This is a genomic window from Acidobacteriota bacterium (assembly GCA_038040445.1).
In the GTDB taxonomy this organism is placed as follows: Bacteria; Acidobacteriota; Blastocatellia; order UBA7656; family UBA7656; genus Onstottus_A; species Onstottus_A frigus.
On the sequence record JBBPIG010000021.1, the window covers coordinates 29,924 to 56,009 of the forward strand.

At 57.3% G+C, this 26,086-nt stretch carries 23 protein-coding genes; 14 read left to right on the top strand and 9 right to left on the bottom strand.

All coding sequences use genetic code 11. From position 1 onward, the window contains the following. Positions 1-77: 77 nt before the first annotated feature. On the bottom strand, positions 78-659 hold the full coding sequence (locus AABO57_20645) for a gluconate 2-dehydrogenase subunit 3 family protein (protein ID MEK6288135.1): 582 nt from the start codon (positions 657-659) through the stop codon (positions 78-80). Next, positions 659-2,452, bottom strand: a complete 1,794-nt coding sequence (locus tag AABO57_20650) for a GMC family oxidoreductase (protein ID MEK6288136.1) — start codon at positions 2,450-2,452, stop codon at positions 659-661. The genes AABO57_20645 and AABO57_20650 overlap by 1 nt, the downstream gene beginning before the upstream one ends. Positions 2,453-2,564: 112 nt before the next feature. Between AABO57_20650 and AABO57_20655 the strand changes: the two genes are divergently transcribed. The 3 genes from AABO57_20655 to AABO57_20665 all read left to right on the top strand — a co-directional run bounded on the left by AABO57_20655 (position 2,565) and on the right by AABO57_20665 (position 3,961). After that, positions 2,565-3,020, top strand: a complete 456-nt coding sequence (locus tag AABO57_20655) for a hypothetical protein (protein ID MEK6288137.1) — start codon at positions 2,565-2,567, stop codon at positions 3,018-3,020. Between the two features lie 72 nt (positions 3,021-3,092). Continuing rightward, positions 3,093-3,653, top strand: coding sequence for a POTRA domain-containing protein (locus AABO57_20660; protein ID MEK6288138.1), 561 nt, complete (start codon positions 3,093-3,095; stop codon positions 3,651-3,653). A 95-nt stretch (positions 3,654-3,748) separates the two neighbouring features. Further along, a complete protein-coding gene (locus AABO57_20665) occupies positions 3,749-3,961 on the top strand; it encodes a hypothetical protein (protein ID MEK6288139.1) in 213 nt (70 codons plus the stop codon). A gap of 73 nt (positions 3,962-4,034) precedes the next feature. On the opposite strand, the gene AABO57_20670 is transcribed toward AABO57_20665, so the two are convergent. From AABO57_20670 to AABO57_20680, 3 genes are all read right to left on the bottom strand, one after another. Next, on the bottom strand, positions 4,035-4,640 hold the full coding sequence (locus AABO57_20670) for a DinB family protein (GenBank protein ID MEK6288140.1): 606 nt from the start codon (positions 4,638-4,640) through the stop codon (positions 4,035-4,037). Between the two features lie 75 nt (positions 4,641-4,715). Continuing rightward, positions 4,716-5,150 (bottom strand): PIN domain-containing protein, encoded by a 435-nt coding sequence (locus AABO57_20675; protein MEK6288141.1) that lies wholly within the window; start codon positions 5,148-5,150, stop codon positions 4,716-4,718. Positions 5,151-5,504: 354 nt separating this feature from the next. Continuing rightward, a complete protein-coding gene (locus AABO57_20680; GenBank protein MEK6288142.1) occupies positions 5,505-8,582 on the bottom strand; it encodes a M14 family zinc carboxypeptidase in 3,078 nt (1,025 codons plus the stop codon). A 320-nt stretch (positions 8,583-8,902) separates the two neighbouring features. On the opposite strand from AABO57_20680, the gene AABO57_20685 reads away from it, so the two are divergent. From AABO57_20685 to AABO57_20735, 11 genes are all read left to right on the top strand, one after another. Beyond that, complete coding sequence (locus AABO57_20685; GenBank protein MEK6288143.1) at positions 8,903-10,267, top strand: MFS transporter; 1,365 nt, start codon at positions 8,903-8,905, stop codon at positions 10,265-10,267. Between the two features lie 122 nt (positions 10,268-10,389). Beyond that, positions 10,390-13,470, top strand: coding sequence for a carboxypeptidase regulatory-like domain-containing protein (locus AABO57_20690; protein MEK6288144.1), 3,081 nt, complete (start codon positions 10,390-10,392; stop codon positions 13,468-13,470). Positions 13,471-13,499: 29 nt separating this feature from the next. Then, entirely contained in the window at positions 13,500-13,931 is a 432-nt protein-coding gene (locus AABO57_20695) for a hypothetical protein (protein MEK6288145.1), read from the top strand. Next, entirely contained in the window at positions 13,931-14,845 is a 915-nt protein-coding gene (locus tag AABO57_20700; protein ID MEK6288146.1) for a cyclase family protein, read from the top strand. The genes AABO57_20695 and AABO57_20700 overlap by 1 nt, the downstream gene beginning before the upstream one ends. A 127-nt stretch (positions 14,846-14,972) precedes the next feature. Next, entirely contained in the window at positions 14,973-16,328 is a 1,356-nt protein-coding gene (locus AABO57_20705; protein ID MEK6288147.1) for an FAD-dependent monooxygenase, read from the top strand. 283 nt (positions 16,329-16,611) lie between these two features. Next, entirely contained in the window at positions 16,612-17,934 is a 1,323-nt protein-coding gene (locus AABO57_20710) for an NADH:flavin oxidoreductase (GenBank protein ID MEK6288148.1), read from the top strand. Positions 17,935-18,040: 106 nt separating this feature from the next. Further along, entirely contained in the window at positions 18,041-18,493 is a 453-nt protein-coding gene (locus AABO57_20715; GenBank protein MEK6288149.1) for a thioesterase family protein, read from the top strand. Between the two features lie 72 nt (positions 18,494-18,565). After that, positions 18,566-19,117 carry a hypothetical protein gene (locus tag AABO57_20720; protein ID MEK6288150.1) on the top strand — a complete coding sequence of 184 codons (552 nt, stop codon included), beginning with the start codon at positions 18,566-18,568 and terminating at the stop codon, positions 19,115-19,117. Positions 19,118-19,241: 124 nt separating this feature from the next. After that, positions 19,242-20,390 carry a thiamine pyrophosphate-dependent dehydrogenase E1 component subunit alpha gene (locus AABO57_20725; protein ID MEK6288151.1) on the top strand — a complete coding sequence of 383 codons (1,149 nt, stop codon included), beginning with the start codon at positions 19,242-19,244 and terminating at the stop codon, positions 20,388-20,390. Positions 20,391-20,475: 85 nt separating this feature from the next. Continuing rightward, positions 20,476-20,625: a hypothetical protein gene (locus AABO57_20730; protein ID MEK6288152.1), complete on the top strand. Its 150-nt coding sequence runs from the start codon at positions 20,476-20,478 to the stop codon at positions 20,623-20,625. A gap of 49 nt (positions 20,626-20,674) precedes the next feature. Further along, positions 20,675-21,649, top strand: coding sequence for an alpha-ketoacid dehydrogenase subunit beta (locus AABO57_20735; GenBank protein ID MEK6288153.1), 975 nt, complete (start codon positions 20,675-20,677; stop codon positions 21,647-21,649). A gap of 200 nt (positions 21,650-21,849) precedes the next feature. Here the strand turns inward: AABO57_20735 and AABO57_20740 are convergent, their stop codons facing one another. The 4 genes from AABO57_20740 to hpnA form a co-directional block, all read right to left on the bottom strand. Next, on the bottom strand, positions 21,850-23,223 hold the full coding sequence (locus AABO57_20740; GenBank protein ID MEK6288154.1) for an APC family permease: 1,374 nt from the start codon (positions 23,221-23,223) through the stop codon (positions 21,850-21,852). A gap of 236 nt (positions 23,224-23,459) precedes the next feature. Continuing rightward, positions 23,460-23,954 carry a secondary thiamine-phosphate synthase enzyme YjbQ gene (locus AABO57_20745; protein MEK6288155.1) on the bottom strand — a complete coding sequence of 165 codons (495 nt, stop codon included), beginning with the start codon at positions 23,952-23,954 and terminating at the stop codon, positions 23,460-23,462. 236 nt (positions 23,955-24,190) lie between these two features. Next, positions 24,191-24,898: a hypothetical protein gene (locus AABO57_20750; protein ID MEK6288156.1), complete on the bottom strand. Its 708-nt coding sequence runs from the start codon at positions 24,896-24,898 to the stop codon at positions 24,191-24,193. Then, positions 24,885-25,949, bottom strand: a complete 1,065-nt coding sequence (hpnA, locus tag AABO57_20755; protein MEK6288157.1) for a hopanoid-associated sugar epimerase — start codon at positions 25,947-25,949, stop codon at positions 24,885-24,887. The genes AABO57_20750 and hpnA overlap by 14 nt, the downstream gene beginning before the upstream one ends. Positions 25,950-26,086: the final 137 nt, after the last annotated feature.

A 26,086-nucleotide genomic window follows, 5' to 3' on the forward strand; every position in this document is an offset into this window, starting at 1 on the left:
TGCGTCCTTAGCGCGAAACCCATAATCCACGACTTCCGTAGCTTACTCTACGTTCAAGCCGTGGTCACGCCAGCCAACTATGTTGCGTCGTAGCCGGCAAACTCCTTCAAATAGGTGTTGCCCTTGTACTCCATCTCGGTGTGAATGCCGATCTTCGAAGTGTAGTACGCGCGCGCCGTCCGTGATTTCAGCTCTCTGAAAAACATCTCTTCAGGTTTCACCGGCCTCATTTCGTTCTGCGCGATGCGAGTCAGCAAAGCGATTCGCTGCTCCTCGGATGACTCCAGAAAAGACTTGCCGTGCATCTCTTGAGACAACTGCTCGATCAATTTCAACCCGTCGCGCCAGAGAGTTCTTGGGTTTTCTTCAAACGACTCCGACAATCTGAAGTCGATGTAACCGGCTACCAGAGCCGCTCGCGCGCCCGGCGAATGATCGTCGGCGGGAATGATCAACTCGGTCAACTCGTCAACCAGCGCAAATTCGTGCTTCGTGAAGAACAAAGGCGATTTGTCCTGCGAGGCTTGAGCGGCAGAGTCCACGCCGACGAGCGTCACCGCAATCGCCGCGCTCCCGCCCAGCTTGATCATCTCGCGGCGCGTGAGTTCGTCGTGTCCGTCAACGACGATCGAGTCAATCTGTTTGTTGTCTTCAGCCATCATAGATTCCCTTTCTTGAACTGGTCAGCCAGATAATCGCAGGATCTCCATGCCAGAGCCATAATCGTCCACGTTGGGTTCTGACACGAAGCGCTCACGTGGCTGCTGCCATCCACAACGAACAGGTTCTTCACGTCGTGCGATTGTTGAAACTGATTCAGCACCGACGTCCTTGGGTCAGTTCCCATGCGCGCAGTTCCCAGTTCGTGAATCGACCAGCCTTCGGTTAAGACCCTTCGGCTCAGATCGACGATCTCGAAGCCCGCTTCCGTGAACATCTCCTGAGCCGTGTACGTCATATCTTCAGCCATTTTCTTTTCGTTGTCGCCGAACTTGTAATGGAACCGCAGCACCGGAACTCCCCACTTGTCCTTCACAACGGGATCGAGGTCGACGTGGTTCTCGTACCGGGCAAGCACTTCTCCAAACGCTCCCATCGAGATGAACGCGCCTGCGTAGTCGCGCACCTTCGTCTTGTAGCTCGATCCAAATCCCGGCGTCGAAGTAGCATTGCCGGGGTACATCGATGAACCGGAGCTGCCTTCGAATCCGTAACCTCGAATGAAATTCGGATGGCGACCGCTGAGATTGCGAAACCGAGCGAGGTAGAACGATCCAGGCTTGCCGTCATCAAGAGTGTGCGGCTTGCCGACGAGGTCTTTCACCAGGCCGGTTATGTGCGATCCCATGAGGTGCTCGCAGAAGTTGTGGCCGACGTGCCCACTCGAATTGCCGATGCCGGTGGGATGTGCGTTCGACTTCGACAGCAGCATCAGCCGCGCAGACTCCAAAGTCGAAGCCGCGATCACCACGACCCTCGCCTTTGCTTCGTAGGACTTGCCCGTTTCGGAGTCTATGAAAGCAACGCCGCTCGCCTTGCCGGTTTTCTTGTCGACGATCACTTCGCGCGCGATCGAGTTGGTCCTGAGCGTGAGGTTGCCGGTGTCCATCGCAGGCAGGATCAATCCCGTTGGTGAATCGAAAGCCGCGTGGATGTCGCAGCCGCCCGCTCGCCGATTGCACGCGCCGCGGCCGAAGCACCTGCTGCGATACTTGTTATGCTTCAGCCCGTCGGTAGTCACGCCCGCTCGATAAGGCGTCAGCACGCGGTTCATCTTCTTCAAGCTCTGCCGCAGCTTGAGCTCGGCGTGAGCGAGCTTGATCGGGCGTTGAAAAATGCTGTCGGGAAGGTGCGGCAGGTTCTCCTTCACGCCGGAAATTCCCAGATAGAGATCGACTTTGTCGTAGTAAGGCGCGATGTCTTTGTACGAGATGGGCCAGTTCTCGCCGTAGCCGTCGTGACTCTTCGCTTTGAAGTCCAGGTCCGAGAGCCGCAACGCAAGCCTTCCCCAGATGTTCGTCTTGCCTCCCAGACATCGCGCGCGAACCCAGGCGTAGTTGGTTCCGGTGTACGGATGATCGCGCTCATCGACGACGATGTTCTTGCTGTAGTCCGAGCCTCCCCAGCCTTGCACGTACGAGTAGACGTGCGCGGACTTTGAGTCGGTGGCGTAAGGCGGTTGACGAATGTTGTATTCGTTCAACGAAAGCGCGTGAGAGTCGGGCGGCATTTCACCACGCCTCTTGTGCTCATAAGGCCACTCGGTCGATTTGAGTTCCTTATCGATGTCGAGCTTCTTCCCGGCTTCGAGCATCAGCACCTTCATTCCATGCAAAGTCAAAACGTGCGCCGCCATTCCGCCAGCCGCACCCGACCCGACAACGATCGCGTCGTAGGTCCTTTTCAGATCGACTTCGGCCGATGCTTCCCTGATCAAGCGGATGAGGTTCATAGTCCGTCCTTTCGAATCCGGTCTGCGGAATAACTACTCCCAATGATTCGTCGAGTCAATGCGACGCAACATTTTCCTGGCAGCGGCAATAGCGCGGGAATAGAATGATGATATGAAAAGATCACTTCGAACATCGCTCGCTTTCGGCCTCCTGTTAGTGTGTCTCCCGCACCTGGAAAGCTTCGGCTATCAAAAGGCCGGGAAGCGAGTTCAGACCCCAGCCGTCACCGGAACCTATAACTATGTGATCAACAGTTTGGAAGTCCTTGAACTGCCCGATCACAAGGTACGGATCAGCTTCGCCGGCTACTGGCCGAACACAAAGAAACGCGCGGAAACGCGTAATGTTGGTAGCTTCGACGAAACGGTCCCGCTTACCGGACGAACTGCGATTGTGAAGATCAAGTATGGACAGGATCCGTGTGTGATAAGGTTCGAGTTCCGCTCGAATAAAGTGATCGTCACACAAGAAGAATCAATACTCGGGTGCGGGTTTGGGTTCAATGTCGAGCCAGACGGAACATACCTGAAGACGAGCAGCAAGGCTCCTTCCCTTCCACCGCCCTAAGAATCTTGCTGCAACAAAGGACCAGTCACAATCTGAAGTATGATGGCTCAAGACACACAGGAGGTCCGCGATATGAAAAAGATCAGCACCGTCGTTTTTCTGGGTCTACTAACCGCAACAACGCTATCCGCTCAGGAAGCAAATAGCCGCGAGCCGCCTGAGTCACAACTCATCGAACGCGTGATCATACGCGGCAACCGGCGAATTCCAGCATCGACGATCAAGTCCTGGATCGCTACTCGGAAAGGCGATTCATATAGGGCGGACCAGCTTGATCGTGCACTCAGAGCTCTGTTTGTAACAGGGCATTTCTTCGATGTGAAGGTATACGCGGAGGACGGACTCCGCCGAGGTAAGATAGTCACTTTCGAAGTGCTGGAGCGGCCGCTCATTCAGGAGATCGCTTACGAAGGAATTGATCTGCCTACTCAGGCGGAAGTTCGTGAAGAATGGCGTAACCAGAAAATCGATTTATCCCAGGGCTCAGAATATGATCCTGTAAAGGTTAGGCGAGCCGCGGCCGTAATCAAGGATCTGCTGGTCAAGCGAGGCAATCAGCGAGCAAGGGTAAGCCCGCTGGTCGAGCAATCAACCGCCACCACTGTTTCAATCGTCTTCAAGATAGAAGAGTAAGCTGAAGTGACTGGAGTCCGAGCATTGGGATTCCTCCAGAGTCTCAAGTTGTTACTTTCTCAATCGAATGATATAAGATCGCTTTGGAGGTCACGATGTCCCTCGAACTGAAAGAACGCTACGTGATCGATGAAAGCGGCAGTCGAATCGCCGTGCTGCTCGATATTGAGGAGTATCAGAAGGTTCTGGACGCCCTGGAAGAACTCGAAGCGATAAGCGCCTACGACGAAGCCAAAGCCGAGCCAGATGAGGTCATAACCTTCGAGCAGGCGATTGCGGAGATCGAGAGCCAGCGCGATGAGCTATGACATCCTGATCTAAGACGGTGACAGTCCTGCACGTGGGTCACCGCCGTGACATCTACAAGTGACAGTCGGCGCACTACTGCTTCGGGAACTTTGGGTCCGCTTTGACTTCAAGCAACTGCTTCGTGTGACGCTCGCTGTGCGCGCCGATGAAGAGTATCCGCTCGTATGCGTCGATCTTCCCTAACTGCCCGCCGTCGACGACGTGCGCTCTCAGGTCGGGAGTGTTCTTGAGCAGCCCGACTGACTTCGCGCGGCTCTCCAGAAAGTGCTTCAGCGCGGCTTCGGGTGAGCCGAACTGGTTCTTCGGCCGCAACTGCTCGGGCGCCTGGAACTTCTTCGAGCGGTCCGGCACAACCGAAAGCACCGCATCGTCTGTCTTCTTAAAGTCGCGATCCGGAACAGGAGGAGCCGTCTTGATCTGGCCTTCGGCTATCTGTCGCAACAGGTCTTCGGTCACGGCGATGTGCTCCACCACTTGTGCGACTGACCATTTGAAAGGCGAGGGCTTGAAGTTCCACTGCGCCTCGGACAGCCCGCGGGTCGCGTCTACTATGTTCTTCTTAGTGGTCTCCAGATACTGAAGCGCACGGTCGAGGTCGGCTTGCGACAGCGTCTGCGCCTCCGCGCCACCGAGGACTACCAACAACGCTGCCAGGCTTGAGCCGATTAGTTTCTTCATGACTTTTGTCCTTTCGTTTTGTGTTCTCGTCGCGTCGCTCTACAACGGAGGCGCGGCAAGGAAGTTGACCATACATTACCTAAAGAAATCAGTTCCGCGAATGAGTTTGACGGGACAATAATACTGGATCGCTTTGAAATCATCCCAGTCGTTCGTCACTAACGTCGCGCCGGCGCGGCGCGAACTCACGGCTATCAGTGCGTCCAGGAACATTCGCTGGCTCGCACCGGAAACCAACCTGGGCGCTTTCCCACCGGCCTTTTTCTTACGGCCTCGCGAGAGCCAATTGAGAACCCGACTCGCGGTGAGCCAGTCGTCGGCCGTGGGCACGATCAGAGCGTCGTGCTTCAAAGCGTCGCGTCGAACTGCTTCGTAGGCTTTCCGCGTAGAGTCATCTACGGAACCGGAGGTCAATTCGGCGATCACTACCGCTGACAGCAAAAGATTGGGCGGCAGCTCTCTAACCTTGTACGCGATGATCACGGACGTGTCGAAAGTGTAGACGGGCATCAGGAGCTTTTCGGATGATGAGCCTCGTAAGTCAAACGGAAGGCTTTCAGGATCAGCTTGCGCGTCTTCTCTGGAAGCTCCGGCGCGGGTTGTTTGCGCCGCTTGGGTCGCCGCTTTGCCGGTTGCCCGTTCTTCTTTGCTGGCGTTTCCCGGTTCATGCCATTTCCCCTTCTCGTTCTAATCGGAGATTACTATACCATATCAGCGTCTGCATCCGGGAAAGCAAGCGGCCAGCCTTCACCATAGAGACCGAGGATCGCAGAACGCACACAGAGAAGACTCAAGATGCTCTGCGCTGTCCCCGCGTCTCTGCCGGTAAGCAAGCTTCGTCATCGAGCAGCCGGCGATTTCAACCTACTTCTCATCAAGCTTCCTTCCCGCATTCAAGCTGTCGAAATTCAAAATCGCATTGAACACCAGGAAGTAGCTCCCCTGCGTTTCGCCGCGCCAGATCGGGTTGTTCGAGAACACCACCACGTGACCGTTGCCCAGCGGTACATCTATCACTGCCGGGTGTTGAGCTATCTCGGCCCCGCCATCCAACAGGCCGGAGACGAGCAAGTCTCGGGCATCGCCGTAGCGCAACACAACTCGCGGGCGATACTGAGGCGGAATCACGTTGATGCCGTTGCGGCGTTGCTCGTCCGTTACCGGAAACGCTTGCCAGGTTTCCGGGCGAGGTTCTTCGGGCGCCTCGACGGGGGCCCTGCCTTGAGGCGTGTCAGGATCGTCAGCCGAGCCGCGCCCGGTTGCCCGCTCGCGATCTTCAGGCAAGCGGCGGCGGCCGCGGCCTCCGCCAACCATGTTACTCACGTTGAAGATCGGGCCATCGTACGAGTAGATCGAAAGAGCTTCGCCGTAGCCGTAAGCGATCGGGCTCGCCGAGTCGACGAACTTCGACCGCAAGATGCTGCCGGTGACTTTCAATTTCTGCGCGGGCGTAATCGAAACGCCGGGAGTGAATCCCAGCGTGACTGCAAAGTTCGCCGTGTCCATCACGCTGATCAACAGCCCGCCGCTGCGCACAAAGCTCTGAAGGTTCGAGACGCCGCTCCATCCAAGCCCTGGCCGCATGTCGTCGGTTTCATCGGTCTTGCCGAGGTTGGGCGTCTGAGGCGTGACCTTCCACGGTAGAGGATTTCCCCACATCGGCATGCCTTCGATGATAGACATCGGGTTGCCGCGTCCGACCGGAGCGAACAGGATCACGTCGTACTTCGAATTCAGGTTATTATCCTTGGCGACGTCCTGCGTGCTGATGTAGTCGAAAGGAATTTTCAAGTTGTCGAATGCCAGCCGCCACCAGCCTTCGTCTTGCGTGCCTAACCACGTATGCATCATCGCGATGCGCGCGGCTTTTATCGGATGAGTTTTGACGGACGGCGCCGACTCGACGGCGAGAACCTGCAAACCAAGCTCTGAAGCCGCGCGCTCCAACTCGGGTCCGTTCGCGTTGCGAATGATGAACGAGCCGCGATTGAACTTCTGCCCCCCAGCCTCGAACGTCTCCTCGGCGGCTTCCATGGCAGCTTCCTTAAAGCGGTAGCGCAGCGTCATCAGCGCGTTGTCGGTGTTGTGATTCACAACGTAAACCGAGCCGCTCCCTTTCATCCCGCCCGGCGCTCGCACGTCACCGCTGACCCGCTGCATGGCCGCGTCCAGCACTTTCACATCCGTGACCCGCACAACCTGCACGTTGCCCATCTCACCAAACGTCCACGCGGTGTCGTCGTAGATACTCTTCTGCGGATCGTTCGGGCTCCAGTATTGATGGTCCAACAGCATATCGGCGATGCGGCTGTAAGGCTGGTCCATCCGCACGACGTAGCTGCCAGCCGGAAACTGGCGAGTCTCAGTTGTTGGCTCCGGTTTCTTCTGATCATCTGCCGGCTTCTGGTCCGCGGCCGGCGCGTTCCGATCTCCGCTTGGCGGAGCTTTCTTCTTCTTCTTCACTGTGACTGAAAACGGCGCGGTCGCGCGAGAGATTTCACAGCCCTGAAGCTGAAGCGTCCTCAGCAACTCGGCTTGCCCGCCCGGCCTCGGATCGTCACCAGGAAAAACGTAAGCCGCCGGCCCTTCCGACTTTGGCTTCAAGATCGAGCGCTTACTCTTCAGGTAGAAGTTATGCAGGAAGAGCTTGCTGTTGGCGTTGAAGTACGAAAGCGCCGTCAGCAATCCCGTCTGCTGGTAGTTGTTGTTGTTTCGCTGAGACCATTTCGTCTTCGGTAACGGCGGGTTCTGTTTGTACCAGGTACGCGAATACTCTTGAGGCGACAGGGTGCGCTCGACAGTATCGGCTCCGCCATTGCCGAATGTTTCGTAAAGGCGGCTGATTCCGTTGTGAGTCGCGCCGAAAAACATCAGATAGCCCGGCGACCAGGTGTCGAAGTTCCCGTGAGTGAACACGCCTGGCATCCCGAGCTTAGTCATCTCGGAAACGTTGTTCCATCCCATCAACTGCCACTCGTCGGTGAGGATCGGGTCGAGCCACGCGTTGTAGGGCTCGTCGCCCACGGTGTTGTCATACAGGTAGGGCACCGACTCGTGCAGATCGTGAAGCACCTGGGCCTTCCACGTCATGAAGGTCTTGCCCACATTCTGCGTTAGCTTGAGCGTCATGCCCATCGCGTCCCGGTTGTTGTCGTGAGCGACGTAGTGTCCCCAATAAACCAGCGGCGGCCAGTTCTGGTTCGGGTGCGCGAGGTGCCAGTTGTAAACATCGACCTGCCGATCGCGGCCATCCACTTCGACTACAGGAGTGATGAGGGTGATGACGCCGTCGCGGATCGCTTTGACGTAAGGGCTCTCATCGACTGCCAGCCGATACGCCAGCTCCATCAACGCCGTCGGGGCGCCGGTCTCGGGCGAGTGAATCGTACCGGTGATGTAATAGATCGGCGTTGAAGCCGCGACCAGCCTTTCCCCTTCGGCGTCGTCCATGTTGATCGTGCGAGGATCGGCGAGCTTGGCGAGGCGCGCGCGGTTCTCTTCGAGCTTCGACATGTTGGCTTCCGAGGTGACGGCGACTGCAATCATCTCTCGGCCTTCTTCGGTGGTGCCGATCGAGAAAACCTTCACACGCGGGCTGGCCTTCTCGAGCATGCGCATGTACTGATAGACCTCGTGGGAATAAGGCAGCTTGCCGGGCGCGCCGGCTACGTCGCCGAGCACCGCTTTAGGAGTGGGCACGGTCTTTGACGCCGGGAGGTAATCGACGAGCGGGGAGCTGAAGAACGTCTCGGTGGTGTATTCTCTAATCTTCTTCGTGTATTCCTCGTCGATGGGTTGATTCGGATCGCGCCCGGGTTTAGCCGAAGTAGCAGTCGCAGCTCCCGCCTTTTGTTGCGGGCTGCTAGCGGTCACGGTCGCGCTCAGAATCATGGCAACTAAGATTGTCAGCACAATAAAGCTGGTCGTAATAAGCCGTTTCATGTTTGGGTCCTCTCGGCGATGATGTGGTGCAGTGGGCTTCCACTGTAGGGGCGCATCGTAGCAAAGCGAGCTTGCTAACGGCAAGGTGCACCGGGGTTTGCACTTTGGACCGCGCCGCCCTCAATCAAGAGCTCGGACGGACGTGTCATCTGCGGCGCTTTGGCTCTGTGCATACCCTTGAGTTCGACAACGCTCTAATTGCTACCTTTCCCGTCAAGACCTTTCCCATCGAGAGCGGCCGATTTTTCCTTTGAAGCCAAAGTTGATCGGCATATAATCCCGCTGCTTCTGATCACCCATTGAAAGGCGCCTGGCACCAAATGACAGACGGCCCGCACCCGCTCGCCTCTGATAAGTCTCCAGATCCACCAACACCGGTAAAGGCTCGCGTTTCGCTGTTCGCGTGGACGGGTGAAGTCACTCGCTATCAGTGGATGGTGTTGCTGGTCGCCTGGCTCGGCTGGGTTTTTGACAGCATGGACGGAACGCTGTTCTCTCTGGTTCAAAAGCCGTCGATGACCGAGCTGATGGGTCCGGGGACAACCGACGCGGCGATCGGTTTCTATAGCAGCGTCGTCTTTTCGGTGATGCTGCTGGGCTGGGCGATGGGAGGAATCAGCTTCGGAATAATCGCCGACTACATTGGACGCACCAAAGCGCTCGCGATAACAATACTGATTTACTCGCTGTTCACCGGGTTGTCGGCAGCCGCGCAAAGTTGGGAGCAGTTGGCGGCCTGCCGCTTCATCACCGGCCTCGGCCTTGGCGGCGAATGGGCTGCTGGAGCCGCTTTGGTGGCCGAGGTGTGGCCCGATCGCCTTCGCGCAAAAGCCGGCGCGATGCTGCAATCGGCCGCTGCGTTTGGTTATTTCTTCGCGGCATTGATCACTCGCGCGGTCGACGCCGGGTCGTGGCGATACGTTTACCTTGTTGGAGCCGTTCCGGCGATCTTCGTGTTGTTCATTCGGTTGATGGTCAAAGAACCTGAGCGTTGGGTCGAGGTCCGAGATCAACGCAGGCTCGCCAAAGTTGAAGGACGGCACAAGGCGACAGAGCTTGACGCATTCACGCTGAAGCAACTGTTCAGCCCTAAGCTTCGCCGCGACACTCTCGTCGCTTCAGCGCTCGCGTTCACCGTGCTGCTGGCGTTGTGGGGCGCGACGATGTGGATACCGTCAGTTATCCGAGAGACCGGCGCTCGAGAGGGGCTCAGCACCGCCGATCAGAACAGGTACGCCACCTACGCGGTGATGCTGCTCAACGGCGGCTCGCTGTTCGGCTATCTCGGATTCGGGCCGCTGGCTGATCGCTTCGGCAGGCGCGCGGCATTCTTGTTTTTCTTCATCGGGGGCGTGATTCTGTTTCCAGTGACGTTCTTGATGACGACCGGCATCACACAGATTTTCGTCTTGCTCCCGCTGGTAGGCGTCTTTACGCTGGGCATCACCAGCGGCTTCCCGATTTATCTTCCGGAGCTGTTTCCAACTCGCGTACGAACGACCGGGGTAGGATTCTGCTACAATCTCGGCCGAATCGTGACGGCGGGCGGCGTGCTCATCACCGGCGCGCTGGTTGGGTTTTTCGGGTCTTACGCAAAAGCGGCGAGCGCGGTGAGTCTGATCTACATACTTGGCATCTTCATTCTTATCTTTGCGCGCGAAACGCGCGGCGAGCGACTGGCTTAGAAGCAGGACGACCTGGGAGCGCAGGCATCCCTGCCTGCGTCCCCGCTTGCTGAGAAAACCCCTGGAAAAAGAGCACGCAGGGATGCCTGCGCTCCCAGGAAGTAACGATGGAGGTTGAAGCTATGAATCGCACCCGATTGACTATCACCCTCGCAGCTTGTGTTCTGGCGGCTTCCGTCTGCGCGTCCTCTCACGCACAAACGATCACCGCCACGCTTGAAGGACGTGCAATCGACAGTTCCGGCGCGGCCGTGACGGGAGCGAATGTTACCGCGGCCAGTTCAAGCACCGGGCTATCGAGATCGGCCCTCACATCCGACAGCGGCGAATACCGCATATCGCTGCTTCCAGTCGGCGAGTACACGGTCACTGTTGAGCGCCAGGGATTCCGTCGTGACTCGAGGAAAGTCACCCTGGTGATCGGTCAGACCGCGACTTTGGATTTTGCTTTGCAAGCCGGCGGTGTCGCCGAGCAAGTGAACGTCGAAGCCGCCGATACCATCGCCGAGCCCACGCGCACCGAGGTCAGTTCCGTGATCAGCCAGCGACAGATCGTAAGCTTGCCGGTAAACGGGCGACAGTTCATCGACTTCGTGTTGCTCGCGCCAGGTGTGACCATCGGCGATACCACCTCGGGTAGCACCGACGTCATCGTTGAACCGGTCACAAAGATTTCCTTCGCCGGCCAAAACATTCATTACAATTTCGTCGCGATCGACGGAGCCGACAACATATCGACCGCATCGGGGATTCAGAAGACGACGCCGTCACAGGACGCGGTGCAGGAGTTCCGTGTCGTAAACACGGTCTACAGCGCCGAGTTCGGCCGCGCGGTCGGCGGCATCATCAACATCATCACCAAGGGCGGGACAAATGAAATACACGGCTCGATGTACGAGTACTTCCGCAACGACGCGCTTGACGCAAAAAGCATCCTCGCTTCACCAGGGTTGAACAAGCTTCATCAGAATCAGTACGGCGGTGCGATGGGCGGGCCGTTGAAGAAGGACCGGACGTTCCTTTTCCTCAACTTCGAGGCGCAGCGCCGGAGTGAATCGCCGTTTTACAACTCCACCGTGCTTGCGAACATCGGCGCCATCAATCAGGCCAAAGTCACCCGCTACGCATTGCCGGCGGAAAACCTCGACGTGCTGCGTGACTCGAATTCGGATAATTTTCTGTTCAAGCTCGATCACAACCTGAGCAAACGGCACACGTTGACCGGCCGCTATTTCTTCAACGACGCGCGCTACACTAACGTCTCTCCGTTGAACGACGGCTTCGATTTGCCGTCCGGGTTCAAGAACAATTTCCTGCGCGATCAATCAGTCGTGGGGAACTTGATGTCGACGTTTACACCCAACCTGTTCAACGAGCTTCGCACCCAGTTCGCGCATCGCTCGTTTGATTTTCCGACCGTGAGCACCCAGCCTCATCTCGAGGTCGCTAACACGTTTGCCATCGGAGTCAATCGCGGGAATCCCGACTTTTACAAAGAGAGCCGGTTCGAGATTGTCGACAACGTGACTCTGACACGCGGACGCCACACGATCGGATTTGGCGGCAACTACAACTTCGTGCGGACAACCGAATCGTTTCCTCTGTTCTACCCGTTTGAAGCCACCTTCGCATCCTTGCCCGACCTGCTCAACGGCGATCCGTTCGTAATTTTCTTCCAGCGATTCCGCGCGCCGAATTTCGATGAGCCGACGCTGGACACGTCGGCGTATCTCAACAACCGGATTCCCGCAGCGGTGCGCAATCAAGCGAAGGGAGTGTTGGATCACACCTACGATGGGTTCTTTATTCAAGACAAGATTCACATCGGCAGCCGCCTGACTGCGAACCTCGGACTGCGCTATGAGTTCGAAACCTGGCCGAAGGAGGCGCTCGACAAGGATCTGAACAACGTCGACCCGCGCGCGGGATTCGCCTTCAACGCGGCCACGAAATGGAACCTGGTGATTCGAGGCGGCGCCGGCATTTTTCACGGCACGATTCCCTCTCCGCTGCTGGCGTGCCAGATTCCTTCTTGCGGGGGCCCCAAGAAATATCCGGGGCGCGAGAACAAGGAAGACGATCTGAATTCGACGACCGGGCTGTTTGCCTTCGGCGCTGATCCGGCCACTATGCATACGGCGCTCGCCGCCTTGATTGGTCCCGGCGTTAAGACCGGTGTGTATCCCCGGTTCGCGCCCGGCCCGGGAGGCGACGCGCAGAAGGCGACCATCGTTCGATTCGCAAGAGATCATCAAGCGCCGTATGGAATTCAGATGAGTCTTGGTTTCGAGATTCAGCCGGCGCAGGGCACGGCGTTCAGCGCTACATATCTACGCGTTCGAGGCGTTCACCTCGGCAGCTTCTTCAACGTCAATCAGCCCGACCCGAGCGGAACCACGGAAGCCGGCACGCCGGATTATGCCGCGCTGCGGCCTGTTTCGTTTTGCCGTCCATGCCTGCTGAATCGACGAGTCGCGGTTCCCGGGTTCCGCAATCCGGAATTTGGCGTTTTCTTTGAAGCGGACTCGCGGTGGAACTCAACCTACGATGGACTGCTGATCAGCATGAGTCAGCGCGTCAAGAAGGCAGTGAACTTTGGGATCAGCTACACCTTTTCCAAGGCCATCGACGACGGGCCGAATCCGAGTTTTGTGTTGATCCCGGTCAACTCGGCGCGCATCGATCTAGAGCGGGCATTGTCTTCCGATGATGCCCGGCATCGCTTCATCGCGAATGCCACGCTGAGTACACCGGGCGACGCAAATGCGCTGGTGCGTGATTTCCAGTTGAGCTTCATCGTGACGCTCCAGTCCCCGCATCGCTTCACCAAGTTCGCCGGGTTCGATGCCAACGGGGACGTGTTCGGGGTGAATGACCGGGTCGGTCTCGACGGCAGAAACACATTCGAGGGTGACCACCTGCAGACCGTGGACGTGCGGCTATCGCGTTCATTCACGATTCGCGAGAAGAAGAAACTGGAGCTGCTCGCTGAAGCATTTAACCTGCTCAACACGCTGAACGTCAGGTTCTTCAACACGGTCTACGGCGACTCGATCTTTCATCCGGCGAACAGCACGATCAACGACCCGCTGCTCGGACCGATTCCGACCTTCGGCGAGGGAGCGCTCAACCCGGCGTACGGAAACCCGCGAGCGATCTTCAACCCGCGGCAGATTCAGTTCGCGGCGAGGTTTACTTTCTGAGCGGGAGGAGTTGAACCACAAAGGCACACATGAGCTTTGGCCTGTACTATGCTTTTTTCGTCGAGCACCAGGCTCTCGGGAAAATCGGCAGCTCGCTTGCCACAGGTTTCGCGCACGGTGCGAGCGGCGACTTGATCGCTGCGCACGCGTCGCTTCAAACTTACGCGGACACACAATTCGACTATGTTCGCTCGGTCGATGTACATTCGCATTGGATAGGCCTGGCGATGCTGTTAATCGTCTTCGGTGTCGCCTTCGACCGCGTAGGCTTTACGGAAGGCCGTCGAGTGCTGTTAGCGTGGTTGCTGGTCGCCGGATCGGTGACCTTTCCGCTTGGCGTCATATTGCAGACGCTGGATCGAGGTATCATACCGCAGGCAGTCGCTGCAATTGGGGCAGGCCTGGTCATCATCGCGCTTGGAGCCGTAGCGCTGGGCTTTGCGCGTTCAGAGAGGGACTGATGAAAAAGAGAATTGTCTTAATTGTCGTCGCGGTGCTTGCAGTTGCTTGCTTACCCGTTGCGGCGCTCGCCCAACAGGACACAAAGAAAGCGACCACGTCCCTGATCAGCTCTCTCAGGGCAGTCCGTGTGATCGAGCTCAATTTTGTCTGGGATCGCAACTCGCCGCTGCTGGGTCTGAATCCGCCGTTCACAATCGGACTACAGACAAGCCATAAGCAAACGAGCGGCATGATTCCCGGGGGAATCGCGTTCGCCGCCGACATGATGTTTTTTAGCGGGCAACACGGTTCGCCTAACATCGACGCGCTCGGTCACATCTCGAACAACATGAAATTGTTCGGCGGCGCGGATGCCGCCGCCAGTGAAGGCGCAACAGGACTGCTCACCCTGGGGATCGAAGCCTATCCGAAGGAGCGCTTCATCAATCGCGCCGTGCTGCTCGACGTCGCCCGCTTCAAGAACATGGACGCGCTCGCGGCGGCGTATGAAATCACCGCCGAAGACCTCGAGGCTACCGCGAAAGCCGAAGGCGTCGAAATTCAACCGGGAGATTCGGTATTGATAAGGACCGGGTACGGCAGGTTCTTCGAGGCGGACCGCGCGAAATACTCGGGGTTGAGACCGGGGCCTGGTGAAAGCGCGGCTCGCTGGCTCGCGGGCAAGAAGATTTTTTTGACCGGCGACGATCAGATGAGCTACGAGGTGGTTCCTCAGAAGGGCACGATCTTCCCCTGCCACCGTATTCTGATCGCTGACAACGGAATCTATCTGGTCGAGAACTTAAACCTCGAAGAGCTCTCAAATGTGCTGGCCGAACGAAAGGTCTACGAATTCGCTCTTATTCTAAATCCGCCTCGATTGCGAGGAGCGACAGGCGCGGCGGCCAATGCATTCGCTATAATACCTCAGTGAAGAAAAGGAAAAAGGAAAAAGGTAAAAGGCAAAAGGCAGAATCCGGCGCTTCACTTTTTCATCTTACCTTTTGCCTTTTACCTTCCCTGGCATCGCTCTCACCCGGAAGGATCGGATCAAGGGAATAATGAAAATAACCATCATCGGTGGCGGGCCATCGGGCCTTTATTTTGCAATCCTGATGAAGAAGCTGGACCGGGCGCACGAGATCACCATCCTCGAACGCGACGGCCCAAATGATACTTTCGGCTGGGGCATAGTCTTTTCGGATCAGACGTTCTCTTACCTCAAGGACAATGACAAGAAGTCCTTTGCAGCGATCACCAAGGCCTGTCAGCGATGGGACAACGTAGACGTCGTTCACAAAAACCAGAAAGTCACCATTCGCGGAAACAACTTCTCAGGAATCGAGCGCCTCGCCTTTCTAAACATCTTGCACAAGCGATGCCTCGACCTCGGCGTCGATCTTCGATTCAACACTGACGCGACGGACCTCAACGAGCTCGCGCCTTTCGATCTGCTGGTCGGGGCGGATGGAGCAAACAGCTTCGTCAGGGGAGCTTTCAGCGCGTTTCAACCGTCGGTTGATCTGAGAAAGAACCGGTACATCTGGCTTGGCACTCATCAGTTGTTTCATGGCCTGACGCTGACCTTTCGCCAGCACGAAGCCGGGCTGTTCATCGCGCATGCATACAAGTTCAACGACACGACCAGCACGTTCATCGTCGAGTGCGGCGAAGCTACATGGCGGAACGCTCGGTTCGACTGGCAGTCAGACCCGGAAACTTGTGAATACCTTGCCGAGGTATTCAAGCCCGATCTGGGCGGGCACCCCCTGCTGTCCAACAACTTTGTCCGTTGGCTCAACTTTCCATTAGTGAAGAACAAACAATGGCACCATAAGAACATCGTGCTGCTCGGGGACGCGCTTCACACGGTGCATTTCTCGATCGGGTCGGGCACAAAGCTGGCGGTCGAGGATTCGATTGCGCTGGCGAAATGCTTCAAAGCGGGGAAGGATGTCGAACGAACCCTCGCCGAGTTTCAAAGAGTCAGGAAGCCGATCGTCGACGAGTATCAAGACGCCGCTTATTCGAGCCTGCTCTCCTTTGAAACTGCCGAGAAAGAAATGCACCTCGATCCGATTCCTCTCGCTTACAAGCTGATGACTCGAAGCAAGAAGATCGACTACGAAAAGTTGAAGCAACGTGACCCCGAGTTCATCGCGGCCTACGACAACTGGAGAGCAGAAGGCCGAGGTCAGAAGTCAGAAGTCAGAAATCAGAGGTCAGAAGTCAGAGGTCAGAAGTCAGAAGTCAGAAGCCAGAAGGCAGAAGGCAGAAGGCAGAAGGCAGAAGCCGGAAGGCAGAAGGCAGAAGGCAGAAGGCAGAAGGCAGAGATCAAAGGTCAGAAGTCAGAGGTCAAAGGTCAGAGGTCAGAAGTCAGAGGTCAGAAGTCAGTAGCTAGAAATCGCAAGCAATGATGGCGAGTAATTGCTGTCAGACGACCGCCTAAAAGCTAGTGCTGAAAACTTGACTTCTGCTTTCTGCCTTCTGCCTTCTGCCTTCTGCCTTCCGCCTTCTGCCTTCCGACTTCTGACCTCTGACTTCTGACCTCTAGCAGCCATGTGGCACCCTAAGAATCCAGTAAAGCACCCGATTCTTCCCGCTCGCTGGCCCTCTGAGGACCAAGCGGCTCGGTCTCGGCTCTTCTCTCCGATCGCGGTGGGATCGGTCGCGCTCGAAAGCCGCACATGGGTCCCGGCAATGGTCCCCTGGCGAGCCACTGAAGACGGATTCGTCACTCCAAACATCATCGAGTGGTACGGAAGGTTCGCAGCCGGGCGTCCCGGCGCGATCGTCGTTGAAGCTACGGGAATTCGCGACATCGCCAGCGGTCCCCTTCTTCGAATCGGGCACGACCGTTTCATTCCGGGCTTGCGCGAATTGGTTCAAACTGTCAGGCGCGAAAGCGGCGGGCACACGCGGCTGTTCATTCAGATAATCGACTTCCTGGCAGTCAAGCGCCGTCCGGCTAGAGACACGTACTTCGCCCGCTTCTTTAAAATGAACCAACATCATCGGGTAGCGCTCGCTGAAGCGACCCGCGATATGCACTGGCTCGAAGCCAGCGAAGGGGACATTCGCGCTTATCTGAATACCGCGACTGATGAGTTGCTGGAGCAGGTGCTTGACGAGCGTGAGCTTGAATCGCTGCGTTACGGCTATCGCGAGCGAGTCACCGATGTGGACTTGCCTCACATCCGCGACTTGCCCCGGGCGCTGCCCCAGATCTTCGCAGCGGCTGCCGGCCGCGCGCGCGCGGCCGGCTTCGATGGAGTCGAGCTCCATTACGCGCACGCGTACACGATGGCGTCCTTCTTGAGCGCGAAGAACGATCGCCTCGACGGTTACGGCGGTCTTCGAGAGAATCGGGTTCGGCTCCCGCTTGAGGTCTATCGCGCCGTGCGTGAGCGAGTCGGAGGCGACTATACGGTGGGTGTTAGATTCCTCGGCGACGAAGCAATCGAAAATGGCAGTCACCTTGAAGATGCTGTGTACTTCGGCGTCGAATTCGCGCGTGCGGGCTTCGATTACCTCTCGGTGTCAAAGGGCGGGAAGTTTGACGATGCAAAGCAGCCGAAGATCGGACAGGCGGTTTACCCGTACACCGGGCGCAGCGGCTATGAGTGCATGCCGACGGTGCTCTCAGACGAGCAGGGTCCATTCGGGCGCAATGTGCCGCTCGCGGCGGCGATCAAGCGAGCAGTGAATGAAGCGGGCTTGACGACCCCGGTCGTGACCTCGGGCGGAATTGCGACTTTCGAGCAAGCTGAAGCTATTCTTGGCGACGGTGAAGCTGATATCATAGCCGCCGCGCGGCAATCGCTCGCGGACCCGGATTGGTTCTTGAAGATTCGCCTGGGGCGGGGAGACGAGATTCGGCGTTGCGTGTTCACCAACTACTGTGAAGGGCTGGATCAGATGCACAAGCAGGTGACGTGCAAGCTGTGGGATCGAGTGAATCGGGATGAGCCGGAAATCTCGATGAGCGATGATGGCCGCCGTCGATTGATTCCGCCGCGATGATTCGCCTTTGCGTGCTTTGCGACTTGGCTTCTTTGCGTTGAACTTTCAAACGCAAAGCCGCGAGAACGCAAAGCTGATTACGAATTAAGACAAGGACTGACGCAGGATGATGTATTGGCGCGAAATATCGGTCAACTGGGGCGAGTCGGACCCGTTTGGTCTGGTCTATTATCCGCGAATGCTCGCGTGGTTCAACGACACCGAGCACGAGCTGTTTAGAACGCTCGGCTACCCGATCGACAAAATGATCCAGAACGATCGCACGACGTTCGTGATGGGTGAGATTCATTTTCGGTTCATCGGACCGGCGGCTTACGGAGATCGTGTGACGCTCAAGCTCGTGCTCAAGGAGATGAGAGAGCGGACCCTGCATTGGGAGTGCAGCGCCAAGCTCACTTTGACCGGCGCGCCCGTAACCGAAGGCACGGCGACCCGCGTATACGCGCGCATCAACGAAGACGGCACGCTCAAGTCCACGCCCATACCGGAGGAAATGCGTCGCGCGCTAACCTCGGCTGGCGTGGTCACTTCCTTCACCCCGAAGGGCGGGAGCAAGTGAGCGCGGGAGAATCGCCGCTGATCTGTGTCGATCTGCGAACCGAAGGCCGCGACAATCAGCGGTGAATTACTTATGGCAAACTGGGACAAAGAAGAACTCGAGCTCAAGAAGAGTCACGGGTGGAGACACAAGCCCGGCAAGCGAATCTTCGTAGCGGATCGCGGCGCCCTGCGCCTGGAATTCCCGGAAGACTGGGTGGTCATTCCGGACGATGACTCGATCAAGTTTTACGACAAACAACCTCCGGATGACGATTGCTGTATGGCCGTCTCGTACATGCGGCTGCCGCCTGTTGACTTGAGCGGTTTGCCCGTTTCGGAAATGCTCAAGGTGGCGATGGAGGGCGATACGCGGCCAATCTATTCGAGAAGTGAGACCCATCAAGTGAAGCACGAGGATCTGGAACTCGTGTGGGTAGAGCTTTCCTTCATCGATCCGGCACAGCAGCGGGATTGCCGATCGCGCATGTGCCTCGGCCGTGGGTCTGGGATTCAGCCGCTGATCACAATGGAATTCTGGGAAGATGATCGAGCACGTTGCGCGCCGGTCTGGGACGACGTTTTGGCAAGCCTTCAACTCGGCGTGTGCATCGAAGACCCCACACGAGGACCGGTTGTGCAGTGAGATGTACCGCAGGTTGTCTAACCTGCGATTAGAGCGGCAATGGATGTACCGTAGGTTGTCTAACCTGCGGCAGGAAGCCAAAACTACACCGCAGGTTAGACAACCTACGGTACATCGGAGCTGAATGGCACAGACATGGCCACAAATCGCGCTGCCTGACTACCCCAATGAAATTCACGCGGACCCTGGAGACCTTCCATTCAACCAGGAACAATTGCTGAAGATGTATTCCGCCATGCGGCTCGCGCGAACGTTTGAAGAAAAACTCGCCGCGCTCTATCGACAGGGGAAGATTTTCGGCGCCGTTTATCTGGGCATGGGTCAGGAAGCGACTTCTGTTGGAAGCGCCAGCTTGCTTCAAGACGGCGATTTGTTTTCAACCGTCGCGCGCAACCTCTCAGCCTGGTTCTATCGAGGAGTCAAACCCGAGCACGTTATGGCTCGCTGGTTTGGGAAGGACCAGCCGCCTTCAAACGGCCGCGAGCTTGGATTGTTCCTGGCTGACTTGAAAGAGTACCGGATCTTTCCTTATCACAACGGCTCGATGGCCTCGTGGATACCGGCAGGCGCGGGCTACGCGCTCGCGTTCAAGATGCGACGGCAACCAAACGTCTGCCTTTGTTTCACCGGCGACGGTGCGACCAGCCCGGGAGACTTTTATGAGGGCGTGAACTTCGCTTCGATTCACAAGCTGCCACTGGTGATAATCTGCGAGGTGAATCAGTTCGCTTACTCGACGGTTTGTGAAAAGCAGATGCCGGTGAAAAACGTTGCGGATCGCGCGTCCGCTTTCAACATCTACGCCGAGACTGCTTTTGGCAATGACCTGTTCACAGTGATCGCCGCAGCGCGACGCGGTATCGAGCACGCGAGAAGCGGCAACGGCCCTGCGCTGATCGAGTTTAAAACGTTTCGAAGGCGTGGCCACGGCGAGCACGACGATATGGCGTATGTTTCGAAAGAGCTTCGAGAGTTTTGGGAAGAGCGTGACCCGGTTGCGATGTATCGGCGCTGGCTGACTGGACGCGCTGAGGTCGATGAAACGACTATCAAACGGTTGGAAGACGAGTCTGCTCGAACGGTTGACGCGGCAGTCGAATATGCTGAAGCGTTGCCGTTCCCGAAGCCCGAGACGGTGACTGATCGATTGTTCGCGCCTTCGCCTCACGATCCTAAACCTGAGGATCGAAAAAGGATCTTCGAACCAATCGAGACTCCCGCTATCCCGGCGCTGACGGCCGCTCAGGAGAAATCGGGCGGAGAACACTTCTGACATTTAGACGACGCTCAAGGGGTGTGTCTAAATCAAGCCGTGTTACCATGCGAGTAATACGGTTGCGATTCGACAGGAGAAGTAAATGGCAAGAAGACTGAAAAACATTAAGGAAATCAAGATCGAACGGCCTCCACGGGCGAAGCTCTCAGCGGAAGAATCATTAAAACGCACGCAGGAGTTTGATAAGCGAAAGGAGAGGTTCATTGCCTCTATTCGAAAAGGCAACGGTTGAAGTCTATCTACCCGACTAGGTTGTATACAGCGTCTATCATTCAATTTGAATGGCCGTAATCACCTACCTCCAAGCCATAAGCGCCGCCCTGCGCGACGAGATGCGGCGCGATCCGAGCGTGTTCGTTCTCGGCGAAGACATCGGAGTCTTCGGCGGCGCCTTCAAGATCACTCAGGGCTTTCTCGAAGAGTTCGGTCCTGACCGTGTCATCGATACGCCGATTTCTGAATCTGGTTTCGTCGGCGCCGCGTGCGCAGCGGCTACCGTGGGGTTTCGCCCGGTCGTAGAGTTTCAGTTCATCGACTTCATCGCCTGCGCGTTCGATCAGATCGTCAACTACGCGGCGAAATGTTATTACCGCTGGGGCATTCAGATGCCCGTAGTCTTTCGCGGGCCGACGGGCGGCGGGATTCATGCGGGGCCTTATCACTCGCAGAACCCGGAAGCGTGGTTCGCGCACACGCCCGGCCTGAAAGTCGTGCTGCCCTCGACCGCGAAGGACGCGAAGGGGCTGTTGATCGCCGCGATTCGTGATAACAACCCGGTCGTCTATCTCGAAAACAAGTTTCTTTATCGCCACTATCGCGAAGAAGTACCCGACGATGACTACGTCGTGCCTATCGGTGTCGCCGCGCTGCGGACGATGGGTAGCGATCTTTCGATCATCAGCTACGGAGCTGCGGTTCATCTGTGCGTCGAGGTAGCGAGGACGCTTGAAAAGGAAGGGGCCTCGGTTGAGGTGGTCGATCTGCGCTCGCTCGTGCCGTTGGATCGCGAGACCGTACTCGAGAGCGTGAAGAAAACAAACCGAGCGCTTGTAGTTCACGAAGCGAACATCACCGCCGGCTTCGGAGCAGAGATCGCTGCCCTCATCGCGCAGGAGGCCTTCGAGCATCTCGACGCGCCGGTTATGCGAGTCGCTTCGCTCGACGTGCCCGTGCCCTTCAGTCCACCTCTCGAGATGGCGATGCTGCCATCAGTCGATAAGATCGCCGCCGCGGCGAGGCAGTTGTTGGCCTATTAATCCCGCCCGCCTGATCACGCGCAGGCGCACACTTCTTCAAAATCGATACCTGCAAATTGCAGGATGATTCATTCTCTGCTTACTGGATCGAGCATCACAAGTTCAGCGGTCACACACCGATGTGACGAATGAACAATTGCGTGGTGATGTTAGGAAGCAGCCGGGACGCCTGCGCACAGGCGCGGTGTCTAACGCGGCGATCATTGCCGCTCTGCGAGCCACTTTGAGAGGCGGAAGGCCGGATAGCTGGCGGCGAGAAGAAGTAACGCATAGATGCTGTTTCGCGTGTCGCTGGCCACAGCGCCTCCGAGGAAGGCTATCGAACCGAGAAGCGAAACCCCGGTCGTCCACGGATAGCCCCACGCTCGATAAGGGCGCTGCCGATCGGGTTCACGTCGCCGCAGCACGAACAGCGAAAGGAAAGAGACCGCATAGTTCACTACGAAGAAGAATGCAAGCACTGCGATTATGTTCTCGAAAATCTTATGTGACTTTTCGAAGCTGCCGCCAAAGATGAACAGCGCTGCTACGACCGTGCTCGCAAAAAGGGCGGCGGTCGGCGTACCGCCTTCATTCACCTTGACCGCGCGCGACGAAACAAGCCCGTCGCGGCTCATCGCAAACAGAACTCGTGTTGCCATCAACTGGCAGGCGTTGATCGCACTCGACATCGATATAATCGTAAGAGAACGAATGATCGTATCTCCTTGCTGGCCGAAGATCACTTGAGCGGCTGCGCCCATCGCCAGGTTCGCTCCTGCAATCTGCGAGATGGGCAGGACGTAGAGCAGCGCAAAATTGACCAGCAAGTAGATCGCTATGATTGAGAGCACACCTCCGAAGATCGAGCGAGGGATGTCGCGCTTGGGATTTCGAACCTCTTCAGAAAAATAGATCACGCCGGTCCAGCCGTCGTAGGTGTAAATCACCGCTTGCAGCGCAAGCACGAAACCGATGAGCGAGGGCACAGCGAGCGGAGCGGCTTCCGCGGCCTGAGTTGTTGCTTGGTGCCTGCCGCCCATCGCGAAACAGGCAATGACCAGAGCGACAAAGGCAAGAGCTTTGGCCAGGCTCGTGATGTTTTGAACTCCGCTGCCCCATCGAATCCCTCGCCACTGGATGACAGCGAAAGCTATGACAATGACGAACGCGATCGCGACAGTCTTGCCCGCCAGCGAGGGAAAGAGCACGCCAAGGTACTCGCCAATTACAACCGAGATGGCCGCGCTCGTTCCGCAGGTCGAAACCCAATCGCTCCAGCCGACCACGAAACCAGCATAGTCGCCGAGCGCATAATGCGCGAAGACGTACTGGCCGCCGGAGCGCGGTATCATAGTGCCGAGCTCCGCAATCGAGAACGAGCCTAGCAACGCGTAGAGCCCGCCCATGATCCAGACGCCGATGAACATCCAGACGATAGGCAGGTGGCCTGCGACTTCGCCGGGCGTGCGCAGAATGCCTGCGCCAATCGTGTTGCCGATTATGACGGCGAGCCCGAATCCAACGCCGAGGATCTGAAGGAGTCGCCCGCGGCTGGTAGGTGTGTGGCTAGTGGCTTCGACAGCAGGCGGCAAAGACACCCTCTTTGAAATGATGTCGAGGAGAATACGGGCGACGAAGACTTTGCTTTACGAACGAACCGCGCTGTGACTAATTGGAGAAATGCTGACCACCTGAGTCAACACCAAGCTCGGCAGTGTCTTGACACCGCCCCAACCTCGATAGGGAAAGCAAGTTAGCTACAAAAGGCGGGCCGTGATGGCGTGCTTCGCGCTACTCTCGGCCAGAAGGACGCTAACATCTGAGCCGCCTAGATACCGAAGACCTGTATGAACACCTTGCGCTCGTTGGGACCATCAAACTCGGTCAGGATAACGCTCTGCCAGCGACCAAGGACCAACTCGCCCCGATCTATTGGCACGGACACGCTGTGGCCTAGCACGACTATTCTCAAGTGCGAGTCGGCGTTGTGGCGATCGCAGTCCGAGAATTCCGGGTCGTTGTGCCGGTAGTACATATCGCGAGGGACCATTCGTTCAATCGACGTTTTGACGTCGGAGAGCAGCGCGTCCTGCCACTCGTTGACGATCAGGCCCGCCGTCGTATGGAGCGAGGACACCTGGACGTAACCATCCTCGACACCGGTCGATTCTGCAAACTCGCGTACGTCGTCGCTCAAGTTCACGAGATCGGTCCGCTCGTGAGTCTTGACCACAATCGTCTTCGAGAAAACCTTGACCGAACCCTCGTTCGAGTAACAGTCAAGTGAGCCAGCGCGCCTTTCGCGGCCCTTTGTAGCTTCCATCCTTTGTCTCCTCCCGAGTGTTTATCGAATTTGTGTGTTGTTGTCCTGCTTTGGTCAAAGGCGGATTATACTATAGCAACTGGCGCGGACGTATGGCAAAACTCTGTTAGACCAGGTCGCTCGCGAGCTGCTGGAAAACCCAATTCGGGTCCTTGTCCCGAACCGTAGCGGAGACCTGAAATGGCTCCAACGCCTTCTCTTTCCATAGCCCAGGGCGTTTAAACACGGTCTCTTCTTCACGCCTGGTTGATTAGCAAAACCAACCGCCGCACCAACGCCGCCATTCGCTCGGCGCAAAGTTTGGACCGCTTGCGAAGCTCCAACAGTCCATTGAATGCACTCGGCCTGAGCAACGCGGCCTTGATAACCCTCATCTGGTCGACTCGGCCATCGCAGGTTCGAAACTGGTTGAAGTCGAGCGGAAGATCTTCGTCCAGTAAATCGGTGATGGAGCGAGCGATCAGAAACGGGAGACCCCGCCTTCCGCACACGTTTGCGATTGCCGTCGATTCCATATCAACAAAGCCTGTTTCGCCACCCGCAAGCGAGGTCGCCAGCGCGCGCTTTGACTCGGCCTGCCAGAGAATCTCATGAGAGGTCACGGCCACGCCGAAGTGGATCGTCGGATCATCGATCTGGACTCGCCTTGCCGCGGAGAGCAGCTTAGCGTCGGGGGTTGCGCTCGAATCGCGCACTTTGTCGGCGATCACAATGTCACCTGCTCGAAGCGACGGCGACAGCGCTCCGGCGAAGCCGATGCTCAAAACCGCGCGGGCGCTTCCTTGCTCGAGCCATGCCTCCAGATGTCGCTCGGCGTTGACTACACCTTCACCGGTCTCGAGCAGCGCCAGGCCCGGATGAGGCTCGCCGCCAAGCTCAGCCAATTCGCGGCTCAACGCGGCAACGATCAGGATTGGGGCTTCTTTGGCGTTAGACGTAGCCATGTCCTCGAAACCACTTGACCGCGCGGTCCAGCGCAGGCTCGATCGGGTTTTGCGGAAGCCCAAGATCACGGACCGCCTTCGAAGCGTCGAACCACATCTTGTGCCGCGCAAGCTTGACGCTTTCCAGCGGAACGTCCGGCTCGCGGCGAGCTATGTCTATCGACCAGAAGTTCTCGATCCGAGCATAGGTTTCGGCGACCCAGTGCGGCACCTTCATCGTCGGCGAAGGAATCTCAGTGACACTTGCAAGAGCATCGAACAGCTCTTTCAAAGTAAGGTTGCGGCCGCCAAAAATGTAGCGCTCGCCGACGCGGCCCTTTTCCGCCGCGAGCACGTGTCCTTCAGCACAGTCGCGCACATCGATCAGATTCATCCCCGTGTCCACGTAGCCGAACATCTTGCCCCGAAGAAAGTCGACGATGATTTTTCCGGTTGGGGTGGGCTTGATGTCCAGCTCACCGACCGGAGTGCTTGGGTTGACGATGACAACCGGCAACCCGCGATTCGCCCACTCTCTGACTTTCTCTTCGGCAAGAAACTTACTTCGCTTGTAGTGACCGATCATGTCGTCGATCGCAACAGGCGTGTCTTCATTGGCCGGCGCGCCGTTGTCGTTCAACCCGAGGCACCCGACTGTGCTGGTGTAGACGACCCGCTCGACGCCTTCATCGAAGGCAGCTTGCATGACGTTGTTCGAGCCTTCGACGTTGCTCTGATACATCTCTGTAGGGTCTTTGCACCAGAGGCGATAGTCGGCGGCGCAGTGATAAACGACGCGGCAACCTTTGGCCGCGCGCCTCAGCGAATCTAAGTCGCGAAGATCGCCGGTGACGAACTCGACGTGAAGGTCTTCTAGGTTGTCGCGGCGGCTCGTAGATCGAACGAGACACCGAACCTGTTCACCGCGTTCGAGCAGAACTCGAACAAGGTGCGATCCGACGAATCCGGTTCCACCTGTTACGAGTGCTTTCACGATTGTTTCTGCGTTATGAAGCGTCAGTGATCTCTTGCGCTCGATACTACCGGTCAGGGCGCGGAGGTGCAACGGCATACCCACCTCTGTCAGAGGCGGGTAGCTGATGCTGAAGCCTACAACAGAGGCGGCGGGAGATTCGCAAATCCCCCAACCGGAAGGTTGGGGTGCTTTCACTTCGGCCTACTGGAAACCGGGCAGCGGCTCTCTGCAAT